Annotated in this window: 23 protein-coding genes and 1 pseudogene; 15 read left to right on the forward strand and 9 right to left on the reverse strand. The window is 64.7% G+C overall.

The annotated features are described in order from the left end of the window. Positions 1 to 17 precede the first annotated feature (17 nt). From aglF to aglJ, 5 genes and pseudogenes are all read left to right on the forward strand, one after another. Positions 18 to 776, forward strand: coding sequence for a UTP--glucose-1-phosphate uridylyltransferase AglF (gene aglF, locus NKH51_RS09885; RefSeq protein WP_254761526.1), 759 nt, complete (start codon positions 18 to 20; stop codon positions 774 to 776). 338 nt (positions 777 to 1,114) lie between these two features. Beyond that, a pseudogene (locus NKH51_RS09895) lies at positions 1,115 to 3,016 on the forward strand (VirB4 family type IV secretion system protein); the annotation flags it as partial. A 482-nt stretch (positions 3,017 to 3,498) separates the two neighbouring features. Continuing rightward, a complete protein-coding gene (locus NKH51_RS09900; protein WP_254761527.1) occupies positions 3,499 to 4,251 on the forward strand; it encodes a phage NrS-1 polymerase family protein in 753 nt (250 codons plus the stop codon). A gap of 167 nt (positions 4,252 to 4,418) precedes the next feature. Beyond that, the gene (gene aglM, locus NKH51_RS09905) at positions 4,419 to 5,708 is read left to right on the forward strand and encodes a UDP-glucose 6-dehydrogenase AglM (protein ID WP_254761528.1); all 1,290 of its coding nucleotides are present in this window, start codon (positions 4,419 to 4,421) and stop codon (positions 5,706 to 5,708) included. 132 nt (positions 5,709 to 5,840) lie between these two features. Further along, on the forward strand, positions 5,841 to 6,848 hold the full coding sequence (gene aglJ, locus NKH51_RS09910) for an S-layer glycoprotein N-glycosyltransferase AglJ (RefSeq protein ID WP_254761529.1): 1,008 nt from the start codon (positions 5,841 to 5,843) through the stop codon (positions 6,846 to 6,848). 130 nt (positions 6,849 to 6,978) lie between these two features. On the opposite strand, the gene NKH51_RS09915 is transcribed toward aglJ, so the two are convergent. Further along, on the reverse strand, positions 6,979 to 7,308 hold the full coding sequence (locus tag NKH51_RS09915) for a DUF5789 family protein (protein WP_254761530.1): 330 nt from the start codon (positions 7,306 to 7,308) through the stop codon (positions 6,979 to 6,981). A 171-nt stretch (positions 7,309 to 7,479) separates the two neighbouring features. On the opposite strand from NKH51_RS09915, the gene NKH51_RS09920 reads away from it, so the two are divergent. After that, positions 7,480 to 7,689: a ribbon-helix-helix domain-containing protein gene (locus tag NKH51_RS09920; RefSeq protein ID WP_006186097.1), complete on the forward strand. Its 210-nt coding sequence runs from the start codon at positions 7,480 to 7,482 to the stop codon at positions 7,687 to 7,689. A gap of 330 nt (positions 7,690 to 8,019) precedes the next feature. Here NKH51_RS09920 and NKH51_RS09925 read toward each other — a convergent pair whose 3' ends face one another. Together NKH51_RS09925 and NKH51_RS09930 are read right to left on the reverse strand one after the other, a co-directional pair. Next, complete coding sequence (locus NKH51_RS09925; RefSeq protein WP_254761531.1) at positions 8,020 to 8,442, reverse strand: JAB/MPN domain protein-containing protein; 423 nt, start codon at positions 8,440 to 8,442, stop codon at positions 8,020 to 8,022. An 81-nt stretch (positions 8,443 to 8,523) separates the two neighbouring features. After that, positions 8,524 to 9,207 (reverse strand): hypothetical protein, encoded by a 684-nt coding sequence (locus NKH51_RS09930; protein WP_254761532.1) that lies wholly within the window; start codon positions 9,205 to 9,207, stop codon positions 8,524 to 8,526. A gap of 142 nt (positions 9,208 to 9,349) precedes the next feature. Here NKH51_RS09930 and NKH51_RS09935 point away from each other — a divergent pair, with 142 nt between their 5' ends. After that, positions 9,350 to 9,667, forward strand: coding sequence for a hypothetical protein (locus tag NKH51_RS09935; protein WP_254761533.1), 318 nt, complete (start codon positions 9,350 to 9,352; stop codon positions 9,665 to 9,667). A gap of 2 nt (positions 9,668 to 9,669) precedes the next feature. After that, positions 9,670 to 10,209, forward strand: a complete 540-nt coding sequence (locus NKH51_RS09940) for a winged helix-turn-helix transcriptional regulator (protein WP_254761534.1) — start codon at positions 9,670 to 9,672, stop codon at positions 10,207 to 10,209. On the opposite strand, the gene NKH51_RS09945 is transcribed toward NKH51_RS09940, so the two are convergent. From NKH51_RS09945 to NKH51_RS09960, 4 genes are read right to left on the reverse strand one after another with little or no spacing between them, the layout of a single operon-like run. After that, entirely contained in the window at positions 10,210 to 10,755 is a 546-nt protein-coding gene (locus NKH51_RS09945) for a hypothetical protein (protein WP_254761535.1), read from the reverse strand. Next, positions 10,755 to 11,042 carry a thrombospondin type 3 repeat-containing protein gene (locus NKH51_RS09950; RefSeq protein ID WP_254761536.1) on the reverse strand — a complete coding sequence of 96 codons (288 nt, stop codon included), beginning with the start codon at positions 11,040 to 11,042 and terminating at the stop codon, positions 10,755 to 10,757. Before NKH51_RS09950 ends, NKH51_RS09945 begins: the two co-directional genes overlap by 1 nt. After that, positions 11,026 to 11,904, reverse strand: coding sequence for an FAD:protein FMN transferase (locus NKH51_RS09955; protein ID WP_254761537.1), 879 nt, complete (start codon positions 11,902 to 11,904; stop codon positions 11,026 to 11,028). Before NKH51_RS09955 ends, NKH51_RS09950 begins: the two co-directional genes overlap by 17 nt. 2 nt (positions 11,905 to 11,906) lie before the next feature. Further along, positions 11,907 to 12,209 (reverse strand): hypothetical protein, encoded by a 303-nt coding sequence (locus tag NKH51_RS09960; RefSeq protein WP_254761538.1) that lies wholly within the window; start codon positions 12,207 to 12,209, stop codon positions 11,907 to 11,909. Positions 12,210 to 12,355: 146 nt separating this feature from the next. Between NKH51_RS09960 and NKH51_RS09965 the strand changes: the two genes are divergently transcribed. The 3 genes from NKH51_RS09965 (at position 12,356) to NKH51_RS09975 (ending at position 16,261) form a co-directional block, all read left to right on the forward strand. Further along, positions 12,356 to 13,042, forward strand: a complete 687-nt coding sequence (locus tag NKH51_RS09965) for a VOC family protein (protein WP_254761539.1) — start codon at positions 12,356 to 12,358, stop codon at positions 13,040 to 13,042. A gap of 240 nt (positions 13,043 to 13,282) precedes the next feature. Then, positions 13,283 to 14,719 carry an oligosaccharide flippase family protein gene (locus NKH51_RS09970; RefSeq protein ID WP_254761540.1) on the forward strand — a complete coding sequence of 479 codons (1,437 nt, stop codon included), beginning with the start codon at positions 13,283 to 13,285 and terminating at the stop codon, positions 14,717 to 14,719. A gap of 156 nt (positions 14,720 to 14,875) precedes the next feature. Next, a complete protein-coding gene (locus NKH51_RS09975; RefSeq protein ID WP_254761541.1) occupies positions 14,876 to 16,261 on the forward strand; it encodes an arylsulfotransferase family protein in 1,386 nt (461 codons plus the stop codon). 23 nt (positions 16,262 to 16,284) lie between these two features. Here NKH51_RS09975 and NKH51_RS09980 read toward each other — a convergent pair whose 3' ends face one another. Both NKH51_RS09980 and NKH51_RS09985 read right to left on the reverse strand, forming a co-directional pair. After that, complete coding sequence (locus NKH51_RS09980; protein ID WP_254761542.1) at positions 16,285 to 16,575, reverse strand: DUF5779 family protein; 291 nt, start codon at positions 16,573 to 16,575, stop codon at positions 16,285 to 16,287. A gap of 297 nt (positions 16,576 to 16,872) precedes the next feature. After that, positions 16,873 to 17,328, reverse strand: a complete 456-nt coding sequence (locus tag NKH51_RS09985; RefSeq protein WP_254761543.1) for a ferritin-like domain-containing protein — start codon at positions 17,326 to 17,328, stop codon at positions 16,873 to 16,875. Between the two features lie 456 nt (positions 17,329 to 17,784). Here NKH51_RS09985 and NKH51_RS09990 point away from each other — a divergent pair, with 456 nt between their 5' ends. The 4 genes from NKH51_RS09990 to ilvC all read left to right on the forward strand — a co-directional run bounded on the left by NKH51_RS09990 (position 17,785) and on the right by ilvC (position 22,868). Further along, positions 17,785 to 19,029: a LeuA family protein gene (locus NKH51_RS09990; protein ID WP_425606702.1), complete on the forward strand. Its 1,245-nt coding sequence runs from the start codon at positions 17,785 to 17,787 to the stop codon at positions 19,027 to 19,029. 314 nt (positions 19,030 to 19,343) lie between these two features. After that, on the forward strand, positions 19,344 to 21,164 hold the full coding sequence (gene ilvB, locus NKH51_RS09995) for a biosynthetic-type acetolactate synthase large subunit (protein WP_254761544.1): 1,821 nt from the start codon (positions 19,344 to 19,346) through the stop codon (positions 21,162 to 21,164). Continuing rightward, on the forward strand, positions 21,161 to 21,820 hold the full coding sequence (gene ilvN / locus NKH51_RS10000) for an acetolactate synthase small subunit (RefSeq protein WP_254761545.1): 660 nt from the start codon (positions 21,161 to 21,163) through the stop codon (positions 21,818 to 21,820). The genes ilvB and ilvN overlap by 4 nt, the downstream gene beginning before the upstream one ends. Continuing rightward, the gene (gene ilvC / locus NKH51_RS10005; RefSeq protein ID WP_254761546.1) at positions 21,813 to 22,868 is read left to right on the forward strand and encodes a ketol-acid reductoisomerase; all 1,056 of its coding nucleotides are present in this window, start codon (positions 21,813 to 21,815) and stop codon (positions 22,866 to 22,868) included. Before ilvN ends, ilvC begins: the two co-directional genes overlap by 8 nt. Positions 22,869 to 22,874: the final 6 nt, after the last annotated feature.

Consider the following 22,874-nt stretch of genomic DNA (forward strand, 5'->3'; position numbering starts at 1 on the left):
CTGAAACCATATAGAATATGCAAGCAGTGGTTTTAGCAGCCGGAAAAGGTACTCGTCTCCGGCCGCTCACCGAAGACAAGCCCAAGGTCCTCGTCGAAGTTGACAGCAAGCCCCTCATCGAGGATGTCTTCGACAACCTGATCGACATCGGCATCACTGAATTCGTCGTTGTCGTCGGCTACCGGAAAGAGCAGATCATCGAGCGCTACGGCGACGAGTACCGCGGCGCGCCGATTACCTACGCCCACCAGCGCGAACAGTTCGGGCTCGCCCACGCCATCCTCCAGGCCGAACCCCATATTGACAGCGACTTCGTCCTCATGCTCGGGGACAACATCTTCCGGGCGAACCTTGGCGACGTGATCAATCGCCAGCAGGAAGCCCGCGCCGACGCCGCCTTTCTCGTCGAGGAAGTCCCGTACGAGGAGGCCTCGAGATACGGCGTCCTCGATACCAACGAGTACGGTGAAATCGTCGAGGTCGTGGAGAAACCCGACGACCCGCCGTCGAACCTCGTCATGACTGGGTTCTACACCTTCACGCCGGAGATTTTCCACGCCTGCCACCTCGTCCAGCCCTCGGATCGCGGTGAGTACGAACTGCCGGACGCAATCGACTTGCTCATTCAGTCCGGGCGGACGATCGACGCGATCCGCATGGACGGCAAACGGATCGACGTCGGCTATCCGGAAGACCGGGAACGCGCCGAGGAGTGGCTCGCCGAGCGGACGGCAGACCAGTCGGAAGAGCAGACGGCAGATGCGCCAGAACAGTAATCCGTCGTCACGACCAGCTGGCCCGAGTTCGATGACCGCACGTTCGACGTGATAGCCCAAGGAGCCGTCGACGGCCGGCGGATCGGCGTCAACGAGGACGTCTCCGAAGCGTACGAAGGCCTCACCTGGTAACGACACGGTCGCAATTGACTAACTAAGATCCCTCCATTCAGACGGACATGAACCACCTCGTAATCGGCGGTATAAGTTTCATTAGCCCCTCTATCGCCGAAGAACTCTTCGAACAGGACCATGCTGTCGAGATGAGCGGCCATCCAATATCGTTCTCCGCATCTGCTTCGCGATCCGTCGGTTCAGTATTTCAGACCGCTTGAATCATCGCCGATCTGCTCGAGGACGAACTCGTTGAGGAGGGACTCGAAGAGGGAGAGTTGCTCGATGATCTTACGGAACAGCACAAGCACGCAGTTGCACCGGCTGCGATCGAGTGGGAGACCCGTACGGCACGCGTTGGCAACCAGTGGACGTCTACGCTCTACATCGCTGACTATCCCGATTATCCGAAAGACGGGTATCTCAACGAACTGTTCGAGCTCACCGACGTTGAGTTCGACCTGACGGTTCACGTCACGCCGAAGAATCAACAGCAAGCACGCGACGAACTCCAGCGAGTCGCGGACGATCTCCGGGCCGATGCAGACCTCGAGAGAAGTGTTCGCGGTGCGTATCTCCAAGAACGAGCTGGTGAAGCGGTCTCGACCTACAAGTGCGTCGAGAACGGCAGCCGTGTGTTCGATCAGGGAACGTTCATCACGATCCGTGCGGAGTCGCGTGATCAGCTTCGAGATGCTGTCCGTACGATCAAGAGCCGACTCCGCGAGGAACCGGCAGGGCTCACACCGAAGACGGCCATCTGTAAGCAGGACCTCGCGATCCAGGCCGCGGCACCGATCGGTCCGAATCCCTTTGGTCGGGAGGCAACGGCACTCGGCGGGGCTATTGGGGCACTGTTGGCGTCGCCGCACAACGCGACGATCCTCGAAGACGGCGGCGTCGAGTTTGGCGTCCACTGGCGGAATCAGAGCCCGGTCGTGATCGATCCCTTTGCTCGAGAAAACGGGTACGCGATGTTCACGATCGGAGATCCCGGTTCCGGGAAATCCTTCGGCTCGAAACAGAACTTCATCCGCTCGATCGAGGATAGCGAAGATCGAATCGGGATCATCCTCGAGCCGTTGAATAACTGGGCGGGTGTTGCCGAAGCGCTCGGCGGAGAACGGATCACGATTGGCGGGAACATGGGACTGAACCCGCTCGAGATCAAGCCCACTCCCGAACGGGTTCAGCGGGCGATGGGCGAAGACGCCAGTCCATATCGTGAGAAACTGGACAGCGTGATGAGTTTCCTGTCAAACTACTTCGCCCTCCGCGGAATCAAACTCGGCGATCGGCGGACGACACTCGAGACGGCAATCGAGGAGGCATACGCCCGCAAGGGAATCACCGACGATATCGCGACGCATCAAAATGAGAGTCCGACGATGCGTGACGCCCTCGATATCCTTCAGGGGATGGTCGACGACCCTGACGACTACGTCGTTCGGACACACGAAGAGATACTCAAAATCCGTGAGGACGCGACGTGGCTCATCGACCAATTACGACCGTTCGCCGAAGGCGGCCGCTATGAGAATCTCGGCCGTGAGACGGAGTTCGATATCCGTGATGAGAAGGTGATCTACTTAGATCTCGCCCAGCAGGAGGGGAGTCTCGGCGGCAGTACGAGCCTCATCATGCAACTACTGATTTCGTCGGTGTACGAACGTGCGAAAGAGACGGACAAGGAGGTCGTCTTCGTTATCGACGAGGCCCGCTACATCATGCAAGACGCAGCGAGTCTCGAGTACCTCGAGATCGTCTTCCGTCACCACCGACATCACAACCTCTCGATCCGACTCGTGACCCAGACCGTCGACGAGTTCTTCCAACATCCCGAGTCGGAAGCGATCATTGACCAGTGTGCGATCAAACAGTTCCACCATCTCGATGGAATGGACCGTGAGTGGGCCGACGAGTTCGGTCTGAACTCCGCGCAAATGCGCTTCGTCCAGGATGCGGTCCCTGGTAATGATTTAGCAGGTTATTCAGAGGCTCTCGTTGGCGTCGATGGCGAATGGCGCGGTATAGAGATTCGGGCGTTAGCCCACGAGAAGGCGGTTATCGACTTCGATCCGAAGGTACAGTCTCGGTCCGAGTTGCCAGGTCAGTCTACTGATAGTGGTGGTGTTTCTGACCGCACCAAGGGTGGCGGTCAGAAGGGGAGACCCCTCTCTGACTGAGAGTTATGATTGACGAAACAGCAATCCCTGAGACACTGCGTTCTCGAGAGCAGTGGATCTGCTGGGAGCAAACCGAACGGGATGGAGAGACGACGAAGGTTCCGATCGACCCACAGACAGCAGAATTCGCATCGACGACGGACGATCGAACGTGGAGCAGTCTCGAGACTGCGCTCGCGTATCTCGGGTCGAGTCCGACGGCAGCCAGTGGGATTGGATTCGTGTTTTCGAGCACTGATTCGCTTGTTGGAATCGATTTAGATGACTGTCGCGACCCAGCAACCGGTCAGCCAACAGAGCAAGCAAAGAGGATCATCAACCAGTTAGACTCGTATACCGAAATTTCACCATCAGAGACTGGCTATCACGTATTGATTCGCGGAGAGCTTCCAGCGGGTCGTAATCGACGTGGGCATGTCGAAATGTACGACCACGCCCGATACTTCACCGTCACCGGTGATCACGTATCGGGTACGCCGACACGAATCGAACACCGACAAGCTGACCTCGAGGAGATTCACGCGGCGTACGTTCGCGAAATCAACGATGATGCCCACGAGATTCCATCACCGATGCCTTCGCCAGAGGGGGGTTCGGAACCGCTCCTTACGGACGACGAAATACTCGAGAAGGCACGAAACGCATCGAATGGGGAGAAATTCGAGCGTCTCTGGAACGGGTCGACTGTCGGGTACGCGAGCCAGTCGGAAGCAGATATGGCGTTGTGTTGTCTCCTCGCATTCTGGACTGGTGGCCATGCTGTCCAAATGGATCGATTGTTTCGCCGATCCAGACTGGACCGTCCGAAGTGGTCTGAGGTTCACTACGCCGATGGCTCAACGTACGGTGAGAAGACGATCGCTCGCGCAATCTCGCACACCTCTGAGTTCTACGAGCCTTCACGGACAGGCCAAGGCGAGACGAAGGGGCAGAACGGTGAGTCACTGCGAGATCGTGAGCGTGTGTACCTCGAGGAGAAGTTCTCACTGCTTCAAAAGCAAACTACGACTCTCGAAACGCAGTTGGAGGAGAAGACCGCGCGTATCGAGCAACTCGAGCGACGGCTCGAGATATATGAGGCAAAGCCGATGACTCGAGAAGCAACGCCTGACCCGTCGAAAGAAGATCAGTCGAAGTCTATCGTTCAGTGGATACAGAGGATTTTCGACCGATAGTAGAAAAGAGAGAGAAGAGCGAGTGACTACTCGAGACGTGGTACGATCGGACGCCCTCGAGAGCTACGAAGACCCGACCTAGTGACGAGCTGGACACGAATCGATGGACCGAATCGGGTCCGCTCGAACCCAAAAACGTCTAACGTCCACCGCTCATCTCACGCCCTATGAACGTCTCTATCGTCGGCAGCGGCTACGTCGGTACCACGATCGCCGCCTGTCTTGCGGATCTCGGCCACAACGTCATCAACGTCGAGATCGACGAGGACATCGTCGCCAGCATCAACGCCGGCGAGGCCCCGATCCACGAGTCGGGCCTCGCCGAACGCATCGCCGCCCACGCGGGCACCACCCTCCGCGCGACGACGGACTACGACGAAATCCGCGACACTGACGTCACGTTTCTCTGTCTCCCCACGCCTCAGACCGACGACGGCAGCCTCGACCTCGCGGTCATGCGCGCCGGCGCGGAGTCGCTAGGGCGAGCGCTGGCCGAGAAAGACGACGACCACCTCGTAGTCGTCAAGAGCACGGTCCTCCCGGGCACGACCGAGGAGGTGGTCGCGCCGATCCTCGAGGCCGAGTCCGGCACCCCGATCGGCGAGGGGATCGAGGTCGCGATGAATCCCGAGTTCCTCCGGATGGGGACCGCCGTCGCGGACTTCCTCGAACCCGACAAGGTCGTCCTCGGAACGGCGAGCGACGAGGCGGCCGCCACCCTCCGCGAGCTGTACGCGCCCATTCTCGACCGAGACGAAACGGACCTCGTCGAGACCGACATCCGCGAGGCCGAACTCATCAAGTACGCGAACAACGCCTTCCTCGCGGCCAAGGTCTCGCTGGTCAACGAGCTGGGCAACATCGCGACGGAGTACGACGCGGACGCCTACGAAGTGCTCGAGGCGGTCGGTCTCGACGACCGAATCTCCGAACGCTTCATGCGCTCGGGGCTGGGCTGGGGCGGCTCCTGTTTCCCGAAGGACGTCAACGCCCTGCGGGCCGGTGCGCGCGAGCAGGGATACGAGCCCGAACTGCTCGACGCGGTCGTCGACGTCAACGACGACCAGCCCCGGCGGCTGGTCGAGTTGCTCGAAGAACACGTCTCTCTCGAGGGGGCGCGCATCGCGGTCCTCGGGCTCTCGTTCAAGCCCGGCACCGACGACGTACGCAAGTCGCGCGCGCTGGACGTGATCGAGCACCTCCACGAGCGCGGCGCGACGGTCGTCGCCTATGATCCGGTCGCGATCGAGAACGTCCGACCCGACTACCCCGAACTCGAGTACGCCGACTCGGCCGACGGTGCGCTCGCGGACGCCGACGGGGCCGTCGTCGCGACCGACTGGCCCGAGTTCGACGACCTCACGTTCGAAGGGATGGCTCGCTCCGTCGTCGTCGACGGGCGCCGGATCGACGTCGACGAGGACGCCGTTGACGTCTACGAAGGGCTGACGTGGTAACGCAGCGAGACACGTTCGATCCCTGCTGAAAATCAGTTCCCACTGATCGTCATTTCTCGCCGTATATACCGGTAAAAGCCCGACACTAGTCAATCAGTAGCCTTTTGCGGATCCGCGGGGGAGTACCTCCCGATGGAAGACGACGCGGTGCGTGCGGACTCGAGCGTCCTCTCGGACGGTGGCGAGGCCGTCGCCGTGGGCGAGGAGGCCGACGAGATCACGCCGGACGAGGTCTGCGTGCTCATCCCGACGCTCGAGGAGGCGGCCACGATCGGCGACGTGATCGAGGGCTTCTACGAGGAGGGGTACACGAACGTCGTCGTCGTCGACGGCGACTCCTCGGACGATACCCGCGAGATCGCCCGCGAGCACGGCGCGGAGGTGTTCGTCCAGTCGGGGAGCGGCAAGGGCCAGGCCGTCCGCGAGGCCCTCGAGTACGTGACGGTGCCGTACGTCCTGATGCTCGACGGCGACGGCACCTACGATCCGGCCGACGCAGACAAGATGATCGAGCCGCTCGCGCGGGGCTACGAACACGTGATCGGCAACCGCTTCGCGGACATGGACGACGACGCGATGCGTGCGCTGAACGGGTTCGGCAACCGGATGATCAACCGCGCGTTCGGCTTCGTCCACGGGGCCAACTATGAGGATATCCTCTCGGGCTACCGGGCCTTTACCGTCGACTCGTTCGAGCGGCTCTCGCTCGATTCGGACGGCTTCACGATCGAGACCGAGCTGGCCGTCGAGTGCGTCAAACACGGGATCGAGACGACGGTCGTCCCGGTCAGCTACCGCGCGCGCCCCGACGAGTCCGAGACCAACCTCCACCCGGTCAGAGACGGCGGGACGATCCTGCTGGCGCTGTACTCGCTGGCCAAGACGAACAACCCCCTCTTTTACTTTGGGAGCCTCGGCGTCGCCGGGATCCTCTCGGGAGCCCTCATCGCGGCCTACGTCCTCTGGGAGTGGATCCAGTACACGCAGAGCCACGAGGTCATGGCCGTCGTCTCGGCGGCCGCGATCATTCTGGGCGTCCAACTGCTCATGTTCGGCGTCCTTTCGGACATGCTCGTGACCCTCCACCGCGAGCAACGGCGCCGGCTCGAGCGGATCGCACGCGAGGCACGCGACGATTAACTCGAGAGACTCGGGCGATCTCCCGCTTATCGAGGGTGCTCGGCTCACGCGTAGTCGATAGCGCCGCTGGGCTCCCGGCGCGACGATCGAAAAACGAGCGAGAACAGCGGACGCGAGATCGAAGCGCGGCTCAGAACGGCAGCAGCGAGCGGACCTGTGCGACGACGCCGCTCGAGCTGTTCCGGCGGTACTCCTCGAACGGCTGGTGGAGCTGGTTCAGCAGTTCCTGCCGGGAGTCGAACTGGGTCGTCGGGACGCGGTCGAGCATCTCGACGAGCGCCACGTCGTTGCCGTGAACGTCGTAGGGGATGCGCTCGTGGCCGAGCTCGGCCTTGACGTCCTCTTTCGTGGCCGGAAAGGAGAGATCGGACGCTCTGAGACGGGCGTCGACGGCGGCGATGCCGAACTCGATACTGTCGGGTTCCTCGTCGTCTCCGCTCGATGGTGGCCGGACTCCCATGCCTGTACCCTTGGGTACGGAGCCAAATATAAAAACGCCTGCGGAGACGACCGGCGAGAATCGACGACGACTGACACGATAGCCGCCGCCGACGGACGCAGTAGCGACCGACGACCGCGAACCGCCGTCGTCCGTCGACACGCCTTTGGGGGCCGCGACGGAGTATGGCGTATGACCGAATACACCACGGTGTCGATCCCGAAGGATCTCGCCGACCGCGTCGAGGAGACGATCGAAGGGACGAGCTTCCAGAGCACCAGCGACCTCGTTCGGTTCCTCCTGCGCAGTATCGTCATCCAGCACCAGAAAGAGGGCGAACTCACCGAGGCGGAGTTCGAAGAGATCACCGAACAGCTCCGGGGGCTTGGCTACCTCGAGTGACGTAGCGCCGGCTTCACGTTCCGACAGGGGCGGCTCGCAAAGGGCCACTCGCTCGACCGCGGCCGCCGAGAACCGGGGGCCAGCGCTTTTGGGCCTCGAGCCGGTTAGCTCTACGTGGAGGGTCGCCACACGTGCCTCACATCCCGAAGTTTCCGTCCGACGACCGCGACGACGACGGGCGTGATCGGAGCCCGGGAGGCATCATCGACCGAATTATCGGCGACGACGAGTTCCCGGTGTCCTTCGGGGGCTGACGCCCGACTCGAGTTTTTTCGGCCGAGCCAGACACACCGACAGCTAGCCTCGGCGCTGCTCCGAGCGCGAGCCGGCTCAGTCCGTCAGCGACTGGCCCGGCGGCGCGGCGTCGACGATCTCGAGGGGCTGGCGTCGGCCGCTGCGGTCGAAGGCGGCGAACGACCGCTCGTCGACCTCCCACGGCGGGACGGCGACGAAGACGATCTGGGCCAGGTCGTCCCGGCGGGTCACCTCGAGCTCGCCGACGGGGTGAGAGACGAACCGGCCCTGGGTCTGGCGGGCGGGCGTCGAGAGGTCGACGCCGAAGACGGCGTTGACGGGGTTGTCGGAGTTCGGCAGGAAGAAGTCCGTGAAGACCGGGGTGTCTGGCGGCAGCTCGCTCTCGCCCTCGAGTTCGCTCGCGGCGGTGACGGAGACGCCGGTCGTCAGCGGCGACGGATCGGCGTCGCTGGCAAGGTCCAGCAGGACGTCGACGAGCGCGCGGGTTACGTAGACCACACGGCAGTTTAGGGTGCGCGGTAGTTCAATGTATGCCACGCGTAGGGCGAGTCAGCGGTCCGGGTCTCGGCCCGCGGCTCGTCAGATCGGCAGCATGTCGAGTGCGGTCGAGGCGTATAGTCTGGGCGCGCCCCGCCGAGAGCGGGCGAGGGCATCCTCGAGGGCGCGCGCGCCGTGATCCATCACGCCGGCGCCGTGGCCGACGAGAACGCGCTCCGGAGCGACCTCGCGCAGCGCTTCCCGGGGTGGTTTCAATCGCAGCGCCGGGTGGACGCCGAGTTCCTCGTCGCCCGCCAGGAAGTAATCGACGGTCCCGACGGTCTCGGGGACGACGAGGGTCCCGTCGGCCGGATTGTAGAGAGCGACCTCCTGCCAGAACCGGTTGTCGACCACTTTCAGCGATCGGATCCCGGTGTCCGAGAGTTCCTCGTCGAACCGGGCGACCGCGGCGTCGATGTCCTCGGTGACGCCCTCGAAGAACTCGGGGAGGTAGACCGGGACGTCGTGGCGGTCGGCGATGGCGGCGGCGTCGCGCTTGTGCCGGTCGAGGCCGACGACGACGCCGGCCACGTCGCCGAACTCCGCGAACAAGTCGTCGAGCCCGTCGGCGTCGACGGGGTCGATCACCCAGACCTCGCCGTCGACCGCGAGGGCGTGGCTGGCGCGTTGCATCCGCTCGTCGGGGTGGGCGATCCAGCCGACGCCGCCGTCGAATCGGTCGATCTCCCGGAAATCGGTCGCACGCTCGTCGGCGCGAAATGCCATGATCCGGGCTACGGACGGGGTACTGATAAAATCTCGTCGACAAATCGGGGTCTCGAGGCGCCGCCGAGCGGCGCTCCGGCTCGATTCGACGGTTGGACGACAATCCTTTTTCCCGACCGAACCGTCGGTCGAATCAGACCGAATGGTATCGCCGGTTTCGGGGGTCGTCGCACTGACGCTCGCCCAACAGCTCGAGCAGTCGATCAGTCTCGGTATCTTCCTGCTGGCCGGAACGCTGGCGGCGCTCAGCCTGCTGGCGTGGCGACGGGAGCGCGACCGCCGCATGGGCGTCGTCGCCGTCGGCTATCTCATGTTCGCGGTCTACGGCGTCGTCGTCTTCCTCGAGTATTACCTCCTCCCGTACCTCTCCTTTCGGACCGTCGAGCTCATAGAACACGGCGCGGCCGCGCTCATCCTCGTGGGACTGCTCGCCTTCTTCGTCGCGCTCTCCCGGGGCTGATCATGACGGACGCCGATCCGGACCGCGAGCCGGAGCTCGAACTCCGGTCGCGGCGGGCGATCTACCAGCACGTCCGCGCCAATCCGGGTGTACACTTTCGCGGCCTGCTCGACGACCTCGAGTACGCCCAGGGAACGCTCCAGTATCACCTCCGCTGGCTGGAAAAACGCGGGCTGGTGGACGTGTCGGACGACGGGAAGTACACCCGGTACTATCCCGCGGAGGAGTTCGACGAGGCCGATCGGGCCGTGATGAACGCGTTGCGACGCGAGTACGCCCGCCGGATCGTCGCCCACCTCGCCGTCGAAGGGGCGCTGTCGACCGCCGAGCTGAGCGAGCGCCTCGACCGGTCGCCCTCGACGGTCTCGTGGCACCTCTCGAAGCTCGAGGAGGCCGACCTCGTGACCAAGGAACGGCAGGGACGCAGCGTCGCCTACGAGTTGCGCGATCCGGAGCGCGTCCAGTACCTCTACACGGTCCACCGGCGGACGTTCACCGACCGGGTCGTCGACCGGCTGTTCGACCTCTGGGACAGCTACTGACTACTGCTCCGCCGTCGCGGGCGTCGACAGCCGGCCGCTGTCCGCCAGCACGCGCAACAGCAGGACGTAGACGAGGAACACGACCGCCGGGCCGAAGACCGGCCGGATCAGTCCCGCGACGTCGGTCCCGACCGCGGCCGCGTGGACCGTGGCGAAGCCGAAGCCGCCGTAAGCGAACGCGTGGACGACCCGGGGGCCCCAAGGGCGCTCGAACCGGCGCGCGTCCAGAAAGCCCAGGACCGCGACGACGAGCAACTGGAGCGCTCCGACGCCGACGACGACGCCGGCGAGCAGGTAAGTCGTCGAATACGCGGGCTGAGGGGCTGCCCCAGAGACGATGAACCACGTGTCGAGGACGCCGAGGACACCGTGGAGCAGCGTCACGAGCATGGCGAACACCGAGATTTCGATGTGGACCGAGCGGGCGAGGCGGTGGAGGGGACCGAACGACCGCGCACTGTAGAAGATCCCCGTCAGGACGGCCAGATACAACGCGGGATAGGCGACGAGCGCCGCCGCGCGGTCGAGATACCAGATAATCTCCATCACGAGGCCCCCGTCGTCGCGACGACGTCCGGACAGCCGTCGCCGTCCTGAAAGCCGTTCGTCGTCTCCGGACGCGTCGGGCAGCGGTCCGCGGCGTCGCGGATCCCGTCGCCGTCGTAATCCGCGGGCGCCTGTCTCGTCGCGACCGTCGAATCGACGAGATCCTTCTTCTCGCGGTCGACCGCCTGGGTCTCGCGCACGTCGGCGATCCCCCACGTGACCGGGAGCGCGAGGACGAAAAACACGATCGCGACGATCGCGATCGTCTGACTATGCGACGTGGGCATCGAATCCCTCCGTCGCGTGGAAGATGCCGTCGTGGACCACGAACGCCTCGAGGTCGGGCCAGTCCGCCGCGAGCTCGAGCGCGTCCGACAGCGGCGCGGCGGCGAGCGTCGTCGCGAGCGCGTCGGCCTCCGTACAGTCCCGCTTCGCGATCACGGTGACCGACTCGTGGCGCGAGCCGCGCCGCTGCGTCGTCGGGTCGTAGACGTGGTCGACGCCGCCGCGCCGGCGACGGTAACCGCCGGACGTGGCGACGTTCCAGTCGGTCTCGAGGACCCTGAGCGGGCGGGCGTCCCCGTAGGGGCTCTCGACGGCGACCGGGCCGGTCGGCGGCGACATATCGCCGCCGCCGCTGACGAAACCGCGCCGGCCAGGACCCGCCGCCGCGGCGGCCGCGCGGTCGACGATGTACCCCTTCGCGAGGCCGTTGAGATCGAGTTCGACCTCGGCGTCGACGCGGTCGCCGTCGACGCCCACCGCCCCGTCCGAGTCGGTGTCGAACGACGCCGCGAGATCCGCTCGGTCACCGCGGAGGTACGCCTTCAGGTCGTGTTCGACCGCGCCCTGTCGGATATCGAAGACGCCGCCGGTACGCTCGGCGTACTCGAGGCCGCGCCGGACGAGGCGGGCGACGTGTTCGTTCTCGACGCTGCCGGTCCGGTTGAGCCGCGCGACCGCGCTCTCGGGATCGAACGCGTCGAGTTCGGCCTCGAGCGACAGCGCGGTCCGCCGTGCGCGCTCGGCCGCGGCGTCGGCGCGGTAGCCGGTCGTCCGGACGACGAACTCCGTATCGCAACACCGGAAGGTCAGGCTCGCGTCACCGAGTCGCGTGCGGGCGGCGGTGAGGGTCTCCGCCAGGCTCATAGCTAGTCGTCCTCCCGTTCGTCGCCGTACTCGTCTTCATCGTGTTCGTCCTCCTCGTAGTCGTCTTCCTCGTGGTCTTCGTACTCGTCCTCGTACTCACCGCCTTGCGTATCGACCGCCGGGGTGAAGTCCGCGTTCGGCGTCGGTGCGTCGCTCGCGAGCGGCGTCGACGTGGGCCCGTCGGTCGGCGCATCGCCGACGAGTCCGAGGCCGGGAGCCGCCAGCGCGAGCGCGACGACGGCGGTCAGCACCGCGCCGGCGAGCGTCAGCGAGACGAGTCTGTTGGTCGGGAGTGGTGCTCTCATGGGCACGTAGAGATAGCCCAGAACCGTATCTATCGCTTCGCGTCCATCCGTCGAATGTTCGTCCAACCGTCGAATCGTCCCGCGCGAGCAGCCGGCCTCGACGCGCCGGCGACGCTTCTATGCCGATCCCTCACGTACGAACGGCCATGCTTTCCGGGCTGGCCTGGCTGGCGCTCGAGGCGAAATACCTCGAGCCGGCGAAGGCGTTCTACGAGGAGGAATTGGGGCTGACCGTCCGCGAGCGCAGCGACGACGAGCTCGTCTTCGCGGCGGGCGAGACCGATCTGGTCCTCCGTCGTCCCGCCGGAGTCCCGCGCGGGGGTCTCCACACGCACTACGCGTTCTCGATCCCCGAGGCCGAGTACGACGACTGGTGGGACCGGCTCTCCGCGGACTACGACCTCGAGGAGGCGCGGTTCGGCCCCGCGCGGTCGCTATACCTCTACGATCCCGACGGCAACTGCGTCGAACTCGGCCAGCAGGACGTGGCCGGATCGGGGATCGACGGGATCTTCGAGGTCGTGCTCGAGGTCGAGGACCTCGACCGCGCGCAGGCGTTTTACGAGGCGCTGGGCTTCGAGACCGTCGACGAGGGCGACGACCGGAAGCGCGTGCGCCTCCACGGCCCGATGGCGCTCGAGCTGTGGGAGCCCCACCTGGGCATCGCCGACGCCCGCGGCGGCGTCCACGTCGACCTGGGATTCGAAACGGACGAGCCGGCGGCCGCGCTCGAGGCGGTGCGCGATCGAGTGCGGGCCGTCGATCGGGAGACGGACGACGAGATCGTCGTGCGCGATCCGGACGGGCACTTCCTGACGTTCACGTCGCCGTAGCAGCCGTCGCGAACGGAATTTCCCGTTCGACTGTCGCTTGGTCAGGTTCCGTGGTCCGTCGTTCGACGCTGCACGGCGATACACGCGCCGCAGGCGTCGAACACCGACAGCTCGACGCCCAACTCGAGACGCAATTCGGCATCGAGGAGGAACGCTTCACAACGGATTTGTGCGACGAGAGTATCGCGGTTAGCGAAGGGGGTCGCACAGCCCTCCCAGAGAGAAGAATTTCAGAACCATATGAGAATCGGCCAGACGTCGTTCGTCGTCTTCGCCTCCAAGCTCGTCGGCTCGGCATTGGGGTTCGTCGCGACGCTGTACTTCGCACGTACGCTCGGTGCGACGGTCCTCGGCCACTACGCGATCGTCCTCGCGATCGTCGCGTGGCTCTCGCTCGGCGGCCAACTCGGAATCGCGTCGGCGGTCGTCAAACGGATCAGCGAGGGGCAGGAGCCGTCGGCGCATTTCACCGCTGGGATGGTTATCGTCGCGGTGCTCGGACTGGGGCTTTCGCTGGGCGTACTCGCGTTCGGTGCCGTCGTGAACGGCTACGTCGGCGAGCGAGTCGCACCGTTCGTCGCAGTGCTCTTGTTGATCTCGTTGTCGTCCTCGCTCGTCACCGCCGCGCTTCAGGGAGAACGACTGGTCCACCTTTCCGGACTGCTCATGCCGATACAGACCGGCTTCCGGAGCGTGGCCCAGATCGGACTCGTCCTCACCGGGTTCGGACTAGCGGGGATGCTCATCGGACACGCGATCGGCGCCTTCCTCGCCGTTCTCCTCGGAGCGGCGTTCCTCTCGGTCGACGTGACACGGCCGCGGAAACGCCACTTTCGGAGTCTGTTCGACTTCGCGAAGTTCTCGTGGCTCAGCGGGCTCAAATCCCGCTCGTTCAACGACGTCGACATCGTCGTGCTCGGTGCGCTCGTCCCCTCCGCGCTGGTGGGCGTCTATTCCGTCGCCTGGAGCATCGCGACGTTCCTCACGCTGTTCGACAGCGCGGTGAGTGCCACGCTGTTCCCCGAGCTGAGCCAGGCCGAAGCGTCAGCGGATCGCGATCGGATTTCGAGGTTGATCACCGATTCGCTATCGTACGGCGGTCTGATCGTCATCCCCGGGCTCTTCGGTGGTGTCATCCTCGCCGACCGACTCCTTCGCCTGTACGGTGAGACGTTTACGCAAGGGACGGCCGTCCTCGGGCTCCTGATCCTCGCGGCCCTCATATACGGCTATCAGAAACAACTGATGAACGCCTTGAACGCGCTGGACCGACCCGATATCGCGTTCCGAATCAATACGGTCTTCATCGTGCTGAACGCGTTACTGAACATTCTTCTCGTCTGGTGGACCGGCTGGGTCGGCGCTGCAGTCGCAACCGTCCTTTCCGCGTGTGTCGGATTGGTCCTCTCGTATCGGGCACTTCGGCAACTCGTTGCCTTCACGGTCCCCGCCGGCGAACTGGCGAGACAGTGCGCTGCTGCGGTGATGATGGCTGTCGTGGTTAAAACGGGCCGATCCCTCTTCGAAACATCCGATATCAGCCACAATGCCTTGATCGTCGTCTCCCTCGTTGCGGTCGGAGCACTCAGCTACTTTTTGACGCTGTTCGCGGTCTCCCCCCAGTTCCGAACGACTGTTACCGCTAACTCTCCGTCTTGGCTCCCGCTACGTTCCTGATCGGGAGACAATACAGGTCACGAGAACGCTCTCGTCGAGCGGTCGCTCGGCGAGCGGTCCGTCGGTCCGTGCTAGTCGATTGAAGAGACAGTCCTCACGGAGAGAGGCTACCCTGAAACACTATTGTCGTCGCCGGTGAGAGACGCCAACTGCCAAATGGTACGCGTGGCACTCGGGCCGATAGCAGAGCGGATAACGAGACGGCGACTGCGTATCGTGTTTCTGACAGTGCTCGTGGTGAGCGGGGCGGGGATCGTCTACAGCGCGGTCGCCGACTCCACGGCCGGGAACACGGGGACAGTCCGCACCGTCCCGTCGACCGATAATCACACGGTCGTCACGCAGTCCGGCCGAATCGGGAACATCGTCGCGTATGCGCCGAACGGGAGCCGCATCTATTCGAACGACACCCACACGAAATACTACGACGTCGACCCCGTGGCGAACGCCTCAATGACCGTCGAGTACGCCGCGACGGACACGCTGTACGCGGAGAGTCCGCAGTGTCAGGATCCGCCCTGTGCTCGAAACGTCATCGAACGCGCGAACCTCTCGACGGGCGAGGTGACCGAGATCTACTCTCAGTACGTCTATCGAGAGACCGCCGGCGAGTGGCACGACGCCGATCGGATCAACGACCGACACATCGTCGTCGCCGACATCGCCGCCGATCAGGTGTTCGCGGTCGACACAAAGACCGAGATGATCGAGTGGACCTGGGACGCCCAGAGCGAGTTCCCCGTCTCCGGTGGCGGGCCCTACCCCGGCAACTGGGTCCACCTCAACGACGTGGAGTACATCGAACGGGGGCGGATGGCGGGCACCGTAATGGCCAGTCTGCGAAACCAGGATCAGGTCGTCTTCATCGACCCCGAGACCGGTATGCTCGAGGATTGGACGCTCGGCGCGGAAGACGACTACTCGATACTCAACGAGCAGCACAATCCGGACTATATCCCCGAAAGTCGGGGCGGGCCCGCCGTCGTCGTCGCCGACTCCGAGAACGGACGCGTCCAGGAGTTCCAGCGCCAAAACGGGACGTGGAACCGGAGCTGGGTCTGGTCAGACGCACAGATGCAGTGGCCCCGCGACGCCGACCGGTTGCCGGGCGGGAGCACGCTCATCGTCGACACCGACGGCGAGCGGGTGCTCGAGGTGAACGAATCCGGCGGTATCGTCTGGCAAGCCCGGTTCAAACATCCGTACGACGCCGAACGCCTCGAGACCGGCGACGAGAGCGCCGGCGGGCGAAGCGCGGCCGCGCTCGGCCTCGCGTCCCGCACGAGCAGCGCGGACGATCCGGGCGGCCGCGACATCGACCTCGGCCTCTTCGAGCCGATCGTCGACGGGTTCCGGGACCTCGTCCCGTCCCGCTTCGTCAACGCGCTCGTCCACGCCAGCCCGACGTGGCTGGGACCGTCCGACATCGGTCCGGTGATCGTCGCGCTCTCTACGGGGCTGCTCTGGGGAGCGGTCGAACTGGGATGGTTCCTTCGGGCTCGCGGCGTCGGCTTCCGCTCACCCATCTATCGAAACGACTAGCGAGCGCCTCGCCGCCCACCGACTCATAACCGTTCGGTACTCACGTCGACGCCCGGCGGCGTCACGAGCAGGAACCCCCGGAAGTGAACGAGGTTACCGCCCGACTCTTTGATATCGCGCGCGAAGCCGGAGGCCAGTTCGTTGACGTCGCCGTCGACGTTCAGGACGAGCACGTTTCCCTTGGAGATCGCTTCGAGCCACTCCTCGGCCGGCGTCTCCCCGTCGAGGACGCCGAGGACGATGCTCCCTTCGAGCTCGAGTTCGTCGTCGATGTGTTCCTCGACGGCCCGAAGGTCGAGGTCGAAATCGCTCATACGAGGTGGCTCGAACCGGGATTAGAAAAACGTTCGGCAACTTTTTGCGCTCCGGGCCAGTTTCGTTGGCCCTCGCAAAAGGTCGATCAAAAGCACTCCTCCCTCCGTTCCGGCCCCGAAGAGGCCTCCACATCGGTCGTCGGCCCGCTCGCTCACTGGCTCACGGTGGTTCGAGAGAGCAAAGCTCTCTCGTCATCACGAAACGTCTTCGGCGTTTCGAACGACTCCGCCGTTCGCCTTCCGGGCGCTTTGCGCCGCGCATTCGTTCGCTCGCGGAGATTATCGAATGCGGACCGATCAGTCCATCGGGAACTCCTTCTGGAACCCGCGGAACTCCGTCCGGTGGGCCTCCTCGTCGGAGAGGATCGTCACCGCCACGTCCTCCGTGACGGGATCGTTCGCCTCTGTCGCGGCCTCGATCAGCGACCGGTAGGTCTCGATGGCGTCCTCTTCGGCCTCGAGGACGCCCTCGATAACCGACTGGACGTCGGTCGTGTCTTCGGGCGGCTGGAGGCTGTGCTGTCTCGCCTCGAACGACTCGGAACCGGGCGGGGACTCGTCGAGCTGTTTCAGCCGGTCGCCGAGCATTCGGGCGTGGTCGAGCTCCTCCTGAATGTCCACCTCGAGGCTCTCTTTGACCTCCTCGGCGTGGATCCCGTCGAGGACGATCGCGTTCGAGAGGTAGTTCATCACGGTCTCGAGTTCGTCGTTGTACGCCTCGGTCAGTAGCCGAGTGACCTCGTCAGATGTCATGCGCGGTGGCGTACCACGACCCCGCATAAAATCCTGACACTCACATGTCCCACGTCGGCCGCCGGGGACGAGCGTCTCGACGGAAGCGGCGTCTCGAGCGCGCGATTCTCGACCGATCGGGGGAAGAACCGACCACTTGTCTCCGATATTCGACGAAACTGCACAATTTCGGTATCGATACGGTTTCGAAGAGTCGAGACCGACCGAACGGCCACTCTCGAGCGCGCGCCAGCGCTCGAACGAGCGAGTGCGGGTCGAATCGGGGGTGATCGCGCTGAAGTCAGGCAGTGACTACTGCAGACGGCCGCGGTGATAAATACTGTATTAGGACGTACCCCGAACTAATAGGACGCTGCCGTCGTGCGATTTTCCACCGTTCACGAACGATCATGATGATCAGACGGTCCGACTCTCAGTGAAGACAGCGTTAGCTTTATATATATCGTCGCACCTGGGATTCAGATACAATGTCTTCACAAGACAGCCCATCCTCTGACAACAGTCAGGGGGGTCGAGTTCTTCCAGGGCACGTTAGATTCCACTGACGAAATAGAGTCAGCACGTGTCTTCGATACGACCCTCCGGGACGGCGAGCAGTCGCCCGGCACTTCGTTCTCCTACGACGATAAACGGCAGATCGCGTCCGTTCTGGACGAGATGGGAACCCACGTCATCGAGGCCGGGTTCCCCGTCAACTCGGACGCCGAGTTTGAGGCCGTTCGTGATATCGCTTCGTCCACCAGTTCGACGACCTGCGGCTTAGCCCGCGTCGTCGACGCTGACATCGAAGCGGCGCTCGATTCCGGCGTCGAGATGGTGCACACCTTCGTGTCCACCAGCGATGTCCAGATCGAGGATTCGATGCACGCCACCCGCGAGGAGGTCGTCGAACGCGCAGTCGAGTCGGTCGAACGCATCAAAGAGGCGGGCGTGACCTGCATGTTCTCGCCGATGGATGCGACGCGAACCGACGAGGAGTACCTGATCGAGGTCATCGAAGCGGTCTCCGAGGCCGGTACCGACTGGATCAACATCCCGGACACCTGCGGTGTCGCGACGCCGACCCGGTTCAAGGCCATGATCGAGAAGGTCTGTGCCCACACCGACGCGAAGGTCGACGTCCACACCCACGACGACTTCGGGCTGGCCACCGCCAACGCCTTGGCCGGCATCGAAGCCGGCGCGTCCCAGGCGCAGGTGTCGGTCAACTCCATCGGGGAGCGGGCCGGCAACGCCGCCTACGAGGAGTACGTGATGGCCGTCGAGTCGCTCTACCAGACCGATACGGGGATCGACACGACGCGCATCACCGAACTGTCGGAGATCGTCGAGGAGAAGAGCGGGATGGCGACGCCGGGCAACAAGCCCGTCGTCGGCGACAACGCCTTCTCCCACGAGAGCGGCATCCACGCCGCCGGCGTCATCGAGAACTCCGATACCTTCGAACCCGGCGTCATGACCCCGGAGATGGTCGGCGCCGAGCGCAAGCTCGTCATGGGCAAGCACACCGGCACCCACTCGGTACGGGAACGCCTCGTCGAGCGGGGCTTCGAGCCCACCGACGAGCAGGTCAAGGCGGTCACCCGCCGCGTCAAAGACTACGGGGCAGAGAAGCGCCGCGTCACCGTCGACGTCTTGGAGCGCTTCGCCGAGGAGGCTGGCGTCGAACGCCAGCAGGAGCACGAGGAGGTGCGCGCCTGAGGGATGTCCTCCCCGTTTGCCACCGGCCGCGAGCCCCTGCTGTCGCGCTCGAGCGACCGGACTCGTAACCATTATGTCCCTCGGGGGAGCTACATTGTCAGTAATGACGGTCAGCGCTCCCCTGTCGGCTCGCGTTCGCACGGTCGGCAACGGCGCGCTCGCTCCGATTCGTATTGTAGGGGCGTCCTAGCCCCACCCTCAGTACCTCGTAGCTTCGGACCGGAATCCGTATCGTTCTCCGAGCGATCAGCAATCCAGCAGATGACACACCACCCTACACCACCCGATCGCCGCACACCGGCGGGAGGCAATCGATGAGCGAACGCGCAGCAAAGGTCACACCGGAAGAGGAACAGGACGACGACCAGATCACCGACAGCGCCGCGCCCGACGCGGCCACCGAGAGCGAGTCGACGACCGACGCCGACGCCGAGACGACGACCGAACCCGTCACCTCGGGCGCCGAGGCCGTCGTCCGCGCGTTAGAGAACGCGGGCGTCGAGTACGCCTTCGGCGTGCAAGGCGGGGCGATCATGCCCGTCTACGACGCCCTCTACGACTCGGACATCTACCACGTGACGATGGCCCACGAGCAGGGCGCGGCCCACGCGGCCGACGCCTACGGCATCGTCTCGGGCGAACCGGGCGTCTGTCTGGCGACCTCTGGCCCCGGCGCGACCAACCTCGTCACCGGCATCGCGGACGCCGACATGGACTCGGATCCGATGGTCGCGCTGACCGGGCAGGTCCCGACGGAGTTCGTCGGCAACGACGCCTTCCAGGAGACAGACACCACCGGCGTCACGACGCCGATCACGAAGGACAACACCTTCTCGAGCGACTCGGACCGCGTCGGCAGCGACGTCAGCGAGGCGTTCGCGCTCGCCCGCGAAGGCCGACCGGGGCCGACCCTGGTCGACCTCCCCAAGGACGTCACCAAGGGCGAGACCGACCGCGAGCCAGACGCCCCGAAAGTGCCCGACACCTACCGCGTGCAGGAACGGGCCGACCCCGAGATCGTCGACGCCGCGGCCGAGCGGATCGAGACCTCGAACAAACCCGTGATGCTGCTGGGCGGCGGCGTCATCAAAGGCGAGGCCAGCGAGGCCTGCCGCGAGTTCGCCATCGAACACGAGATTCCGGTCATCACCACGATGCCCGGTATCGGCGCGTTCCCCGAGGACCACGAGCTGTCCCTCGAGATGGCCGGGATGCACGGCACGGGCTACGCCAACATGGCGATCACCCACTGCGACACGCTGATCGGGATCGGCACCCGGTTCGACGACCGCCTGACCGGCGGCATCGAGACCTTCGCGCCCGACGCGGAGGTCATCCACGTCGACATCGATCCCGCCGAAATCTCGAAGAACATCCACGCTGACTACCCGCTGGTCGGCGACGCCGAGACCGTCGTCGAACAGCTGGCCGACGCCGTCGACGCCTCGCCGGAGGCCAAGAAGTGGCGCGCCCAGTGCCAGCAGTGGAAGTCCGACTACTCGATGGCCTACGAGGCCCCCGAGGACGAGCCGGTCCAGCCGGAGTTCGTCGTCGAGGCGTTAGACGAGGCCACGAGCGACCGCGCGATCGTCACGACCGGCGTCGGCCAACACCAGATGTGGGCCTGTCAGTACTGGACCTACACCGAGCCCCGAACCTGGGTCTCGAGTCACGGCCTCGGCGCGATGGGGTACGGACTCCCGTCGGCGATCGGCGCACGACTCGCGGCCGACGACGATCAGGAGGTCGTCTGCATCGACGGCGACGGCTCGTTCCTGATGACGCTACAGGGGCTGTCGGTCGCCGTCCGGGAGAACTTAGACATCACGGTCGCCGTACTCAACAACGAGTACATCGGCATGGTCCGGCAGTGGCAGGACGCCTTCTTCGAGGGCCGTCACTCTGCCTCGGACTACCACTGGATGCCCGAGTTCGACAAGCTCGCCGAGGCCTTCGGCGCCGCCGGCTTCCGGATCGACGACTACGACGACGTCGCGGAGACGATCGAGGAAGCGATCGCCTACGACGGCCCGTCGGTGATCGACGTCCACATCGACCCCGACGCCAACGTCTACCCGATGGTGCCGAGCGGCGGCGACAACGGCCAGTTCGCGCTGACGGAGGACCAGCTATGAAACGTGGATTAGAAGGTCCGAGTCCAGAGGAGCGCCCGACCCCGCGGGGTCGACGCAACAAACAGGGTATCCGCATCGACCCCGAGGTCGAGGCGACCTACGAGCCACGACGTACCGTCATCTCGGCGCTGGTCGAACACGAGCCCGGCGTCCTCTCGGACGTCTCCGGGCTGTTCTCCCGGCGGCAGTTCAACATCGAGAGCCTGACGGTCGGCCCGACCGAGGACGAGGACCTCGCGCGGATCACGATCGTCGTCGAGGAGCCCGATCCCGGTATCGACCAGGTCGAGAAACAGCTGCGCAAACTCGTGCCGGTCATCTCCGTGCGCGAACTCGAGCCAGACGCGATGCGCCGGGAACTGGCCCTGATCAAGGTCAACGCCGACCGGCCCGCCGAGGTCGCCGCCGTCGCGGACATGTACGACGGCGAGACCGTCGACTCGAGTCCGGAGACGGCGACGATCGAGGTGACGGGTGCGCGCCAGAAGATCGAGGCCGCGATCGACACCTTCAGTCAGTTCGGCATTCGAGAGATTTCACGGACCGGGACGACGGCGCTGGCCCGCGGCACCGACCAGACGGCCGCGCCCGAAGCCGCACAGCCCGCCGACGGGGCGAATCAGGAGACATACACGCAGACAGCTAACGATGACTGACGAATTCACCACCGACATCTACTACGACGACGACGCTGACGTATCGACGCTCGACGACGAGACCGTGGCCGTACTCGGTTACGGCAGCCAGGGCCACGCCCACGCGCTGAACCTTTCGGACAGCGGCGTCGACGTGGTCGTCGGCCTCCGCGAGAGTTCTTCCTCGCGGGACGCCGCCGAGGCCGACGGACTGACCGTCGAGACGCCCGCCGACGCGGTCGCGCAGGCCTCCTACGTCTCCGTGCTCGTGCCCGACACCGTGCAGGCTGACGTCTACGAGAACGCCATCGAGCCGAACCTCGAGGCCGGCGATACGCTGCAGTTTGCCCACGGGCTGAACATCCACTACAACCAGATCGAGCCCCCAGAGGGCGTCGACGTGACGATGGTTGCCCCCAAGAGCCCGGGCCACCTCGTCCGCCGCAACTACGAGAACGACGAGGGGACCCCCGGCCTGCTCGCGGTCTACCAGGACGCGACGGGCGACGCGGAAGAACGCGCGCTGGCGTACGCGAAGGGGATCGGCTGTACCCGCGCGGGCGTCATCGAGACGACGTTCCAGGAGGAGGTCGAGTCCGACCTCTTCGGCGAGCAGGCCGTCCTCTGTGGCGGCGTCACCTCGCTGGTCAAACACGGCTACGAGACGCTCGTCGACGCGGGCTACTCGCCGGAGATCGCCTACTTCGAGTGTCTCAACGAGCTCAAGCTGATCGTCGACCTGATGTACGAAGGCGGCCACGCCGAGATGTGGGACTCCGTCTCCGACACGGCCGAGTACGGCGGCCTCTCGCGGGGCGACCGCATCGTCGACGAGACGGTTCGCGAGAACATGGAGGAGACGCTCGAGGAGATTCAAAACGGCGAGTTCACCCGCGAGTGGATCCTCGAGAACCAGGCCGGCCGCCCGAGCTACAACCAGCTCCGGGAGGCCGAGAAGAACCACGAGATCGAGCAGGTCGGCGCGCGACTGCGCGACCTGTTCGCGTGGGCCGAGGACGAAGCGAGCGAGAACGAAGACGAGTCCGTCCAGGTGCAGGCGGACGACTGAGACCGA

The organism is Natrinema marinum (assembly GCF_024296685.1).
In the GTDB taxonomy this organism is placed as follows: domain Archaea; phylum Halobacteriota; class Halobacteria; order Halobacteriales; family Natrialbaceae; genus Natrinema; species Natrinema marinum.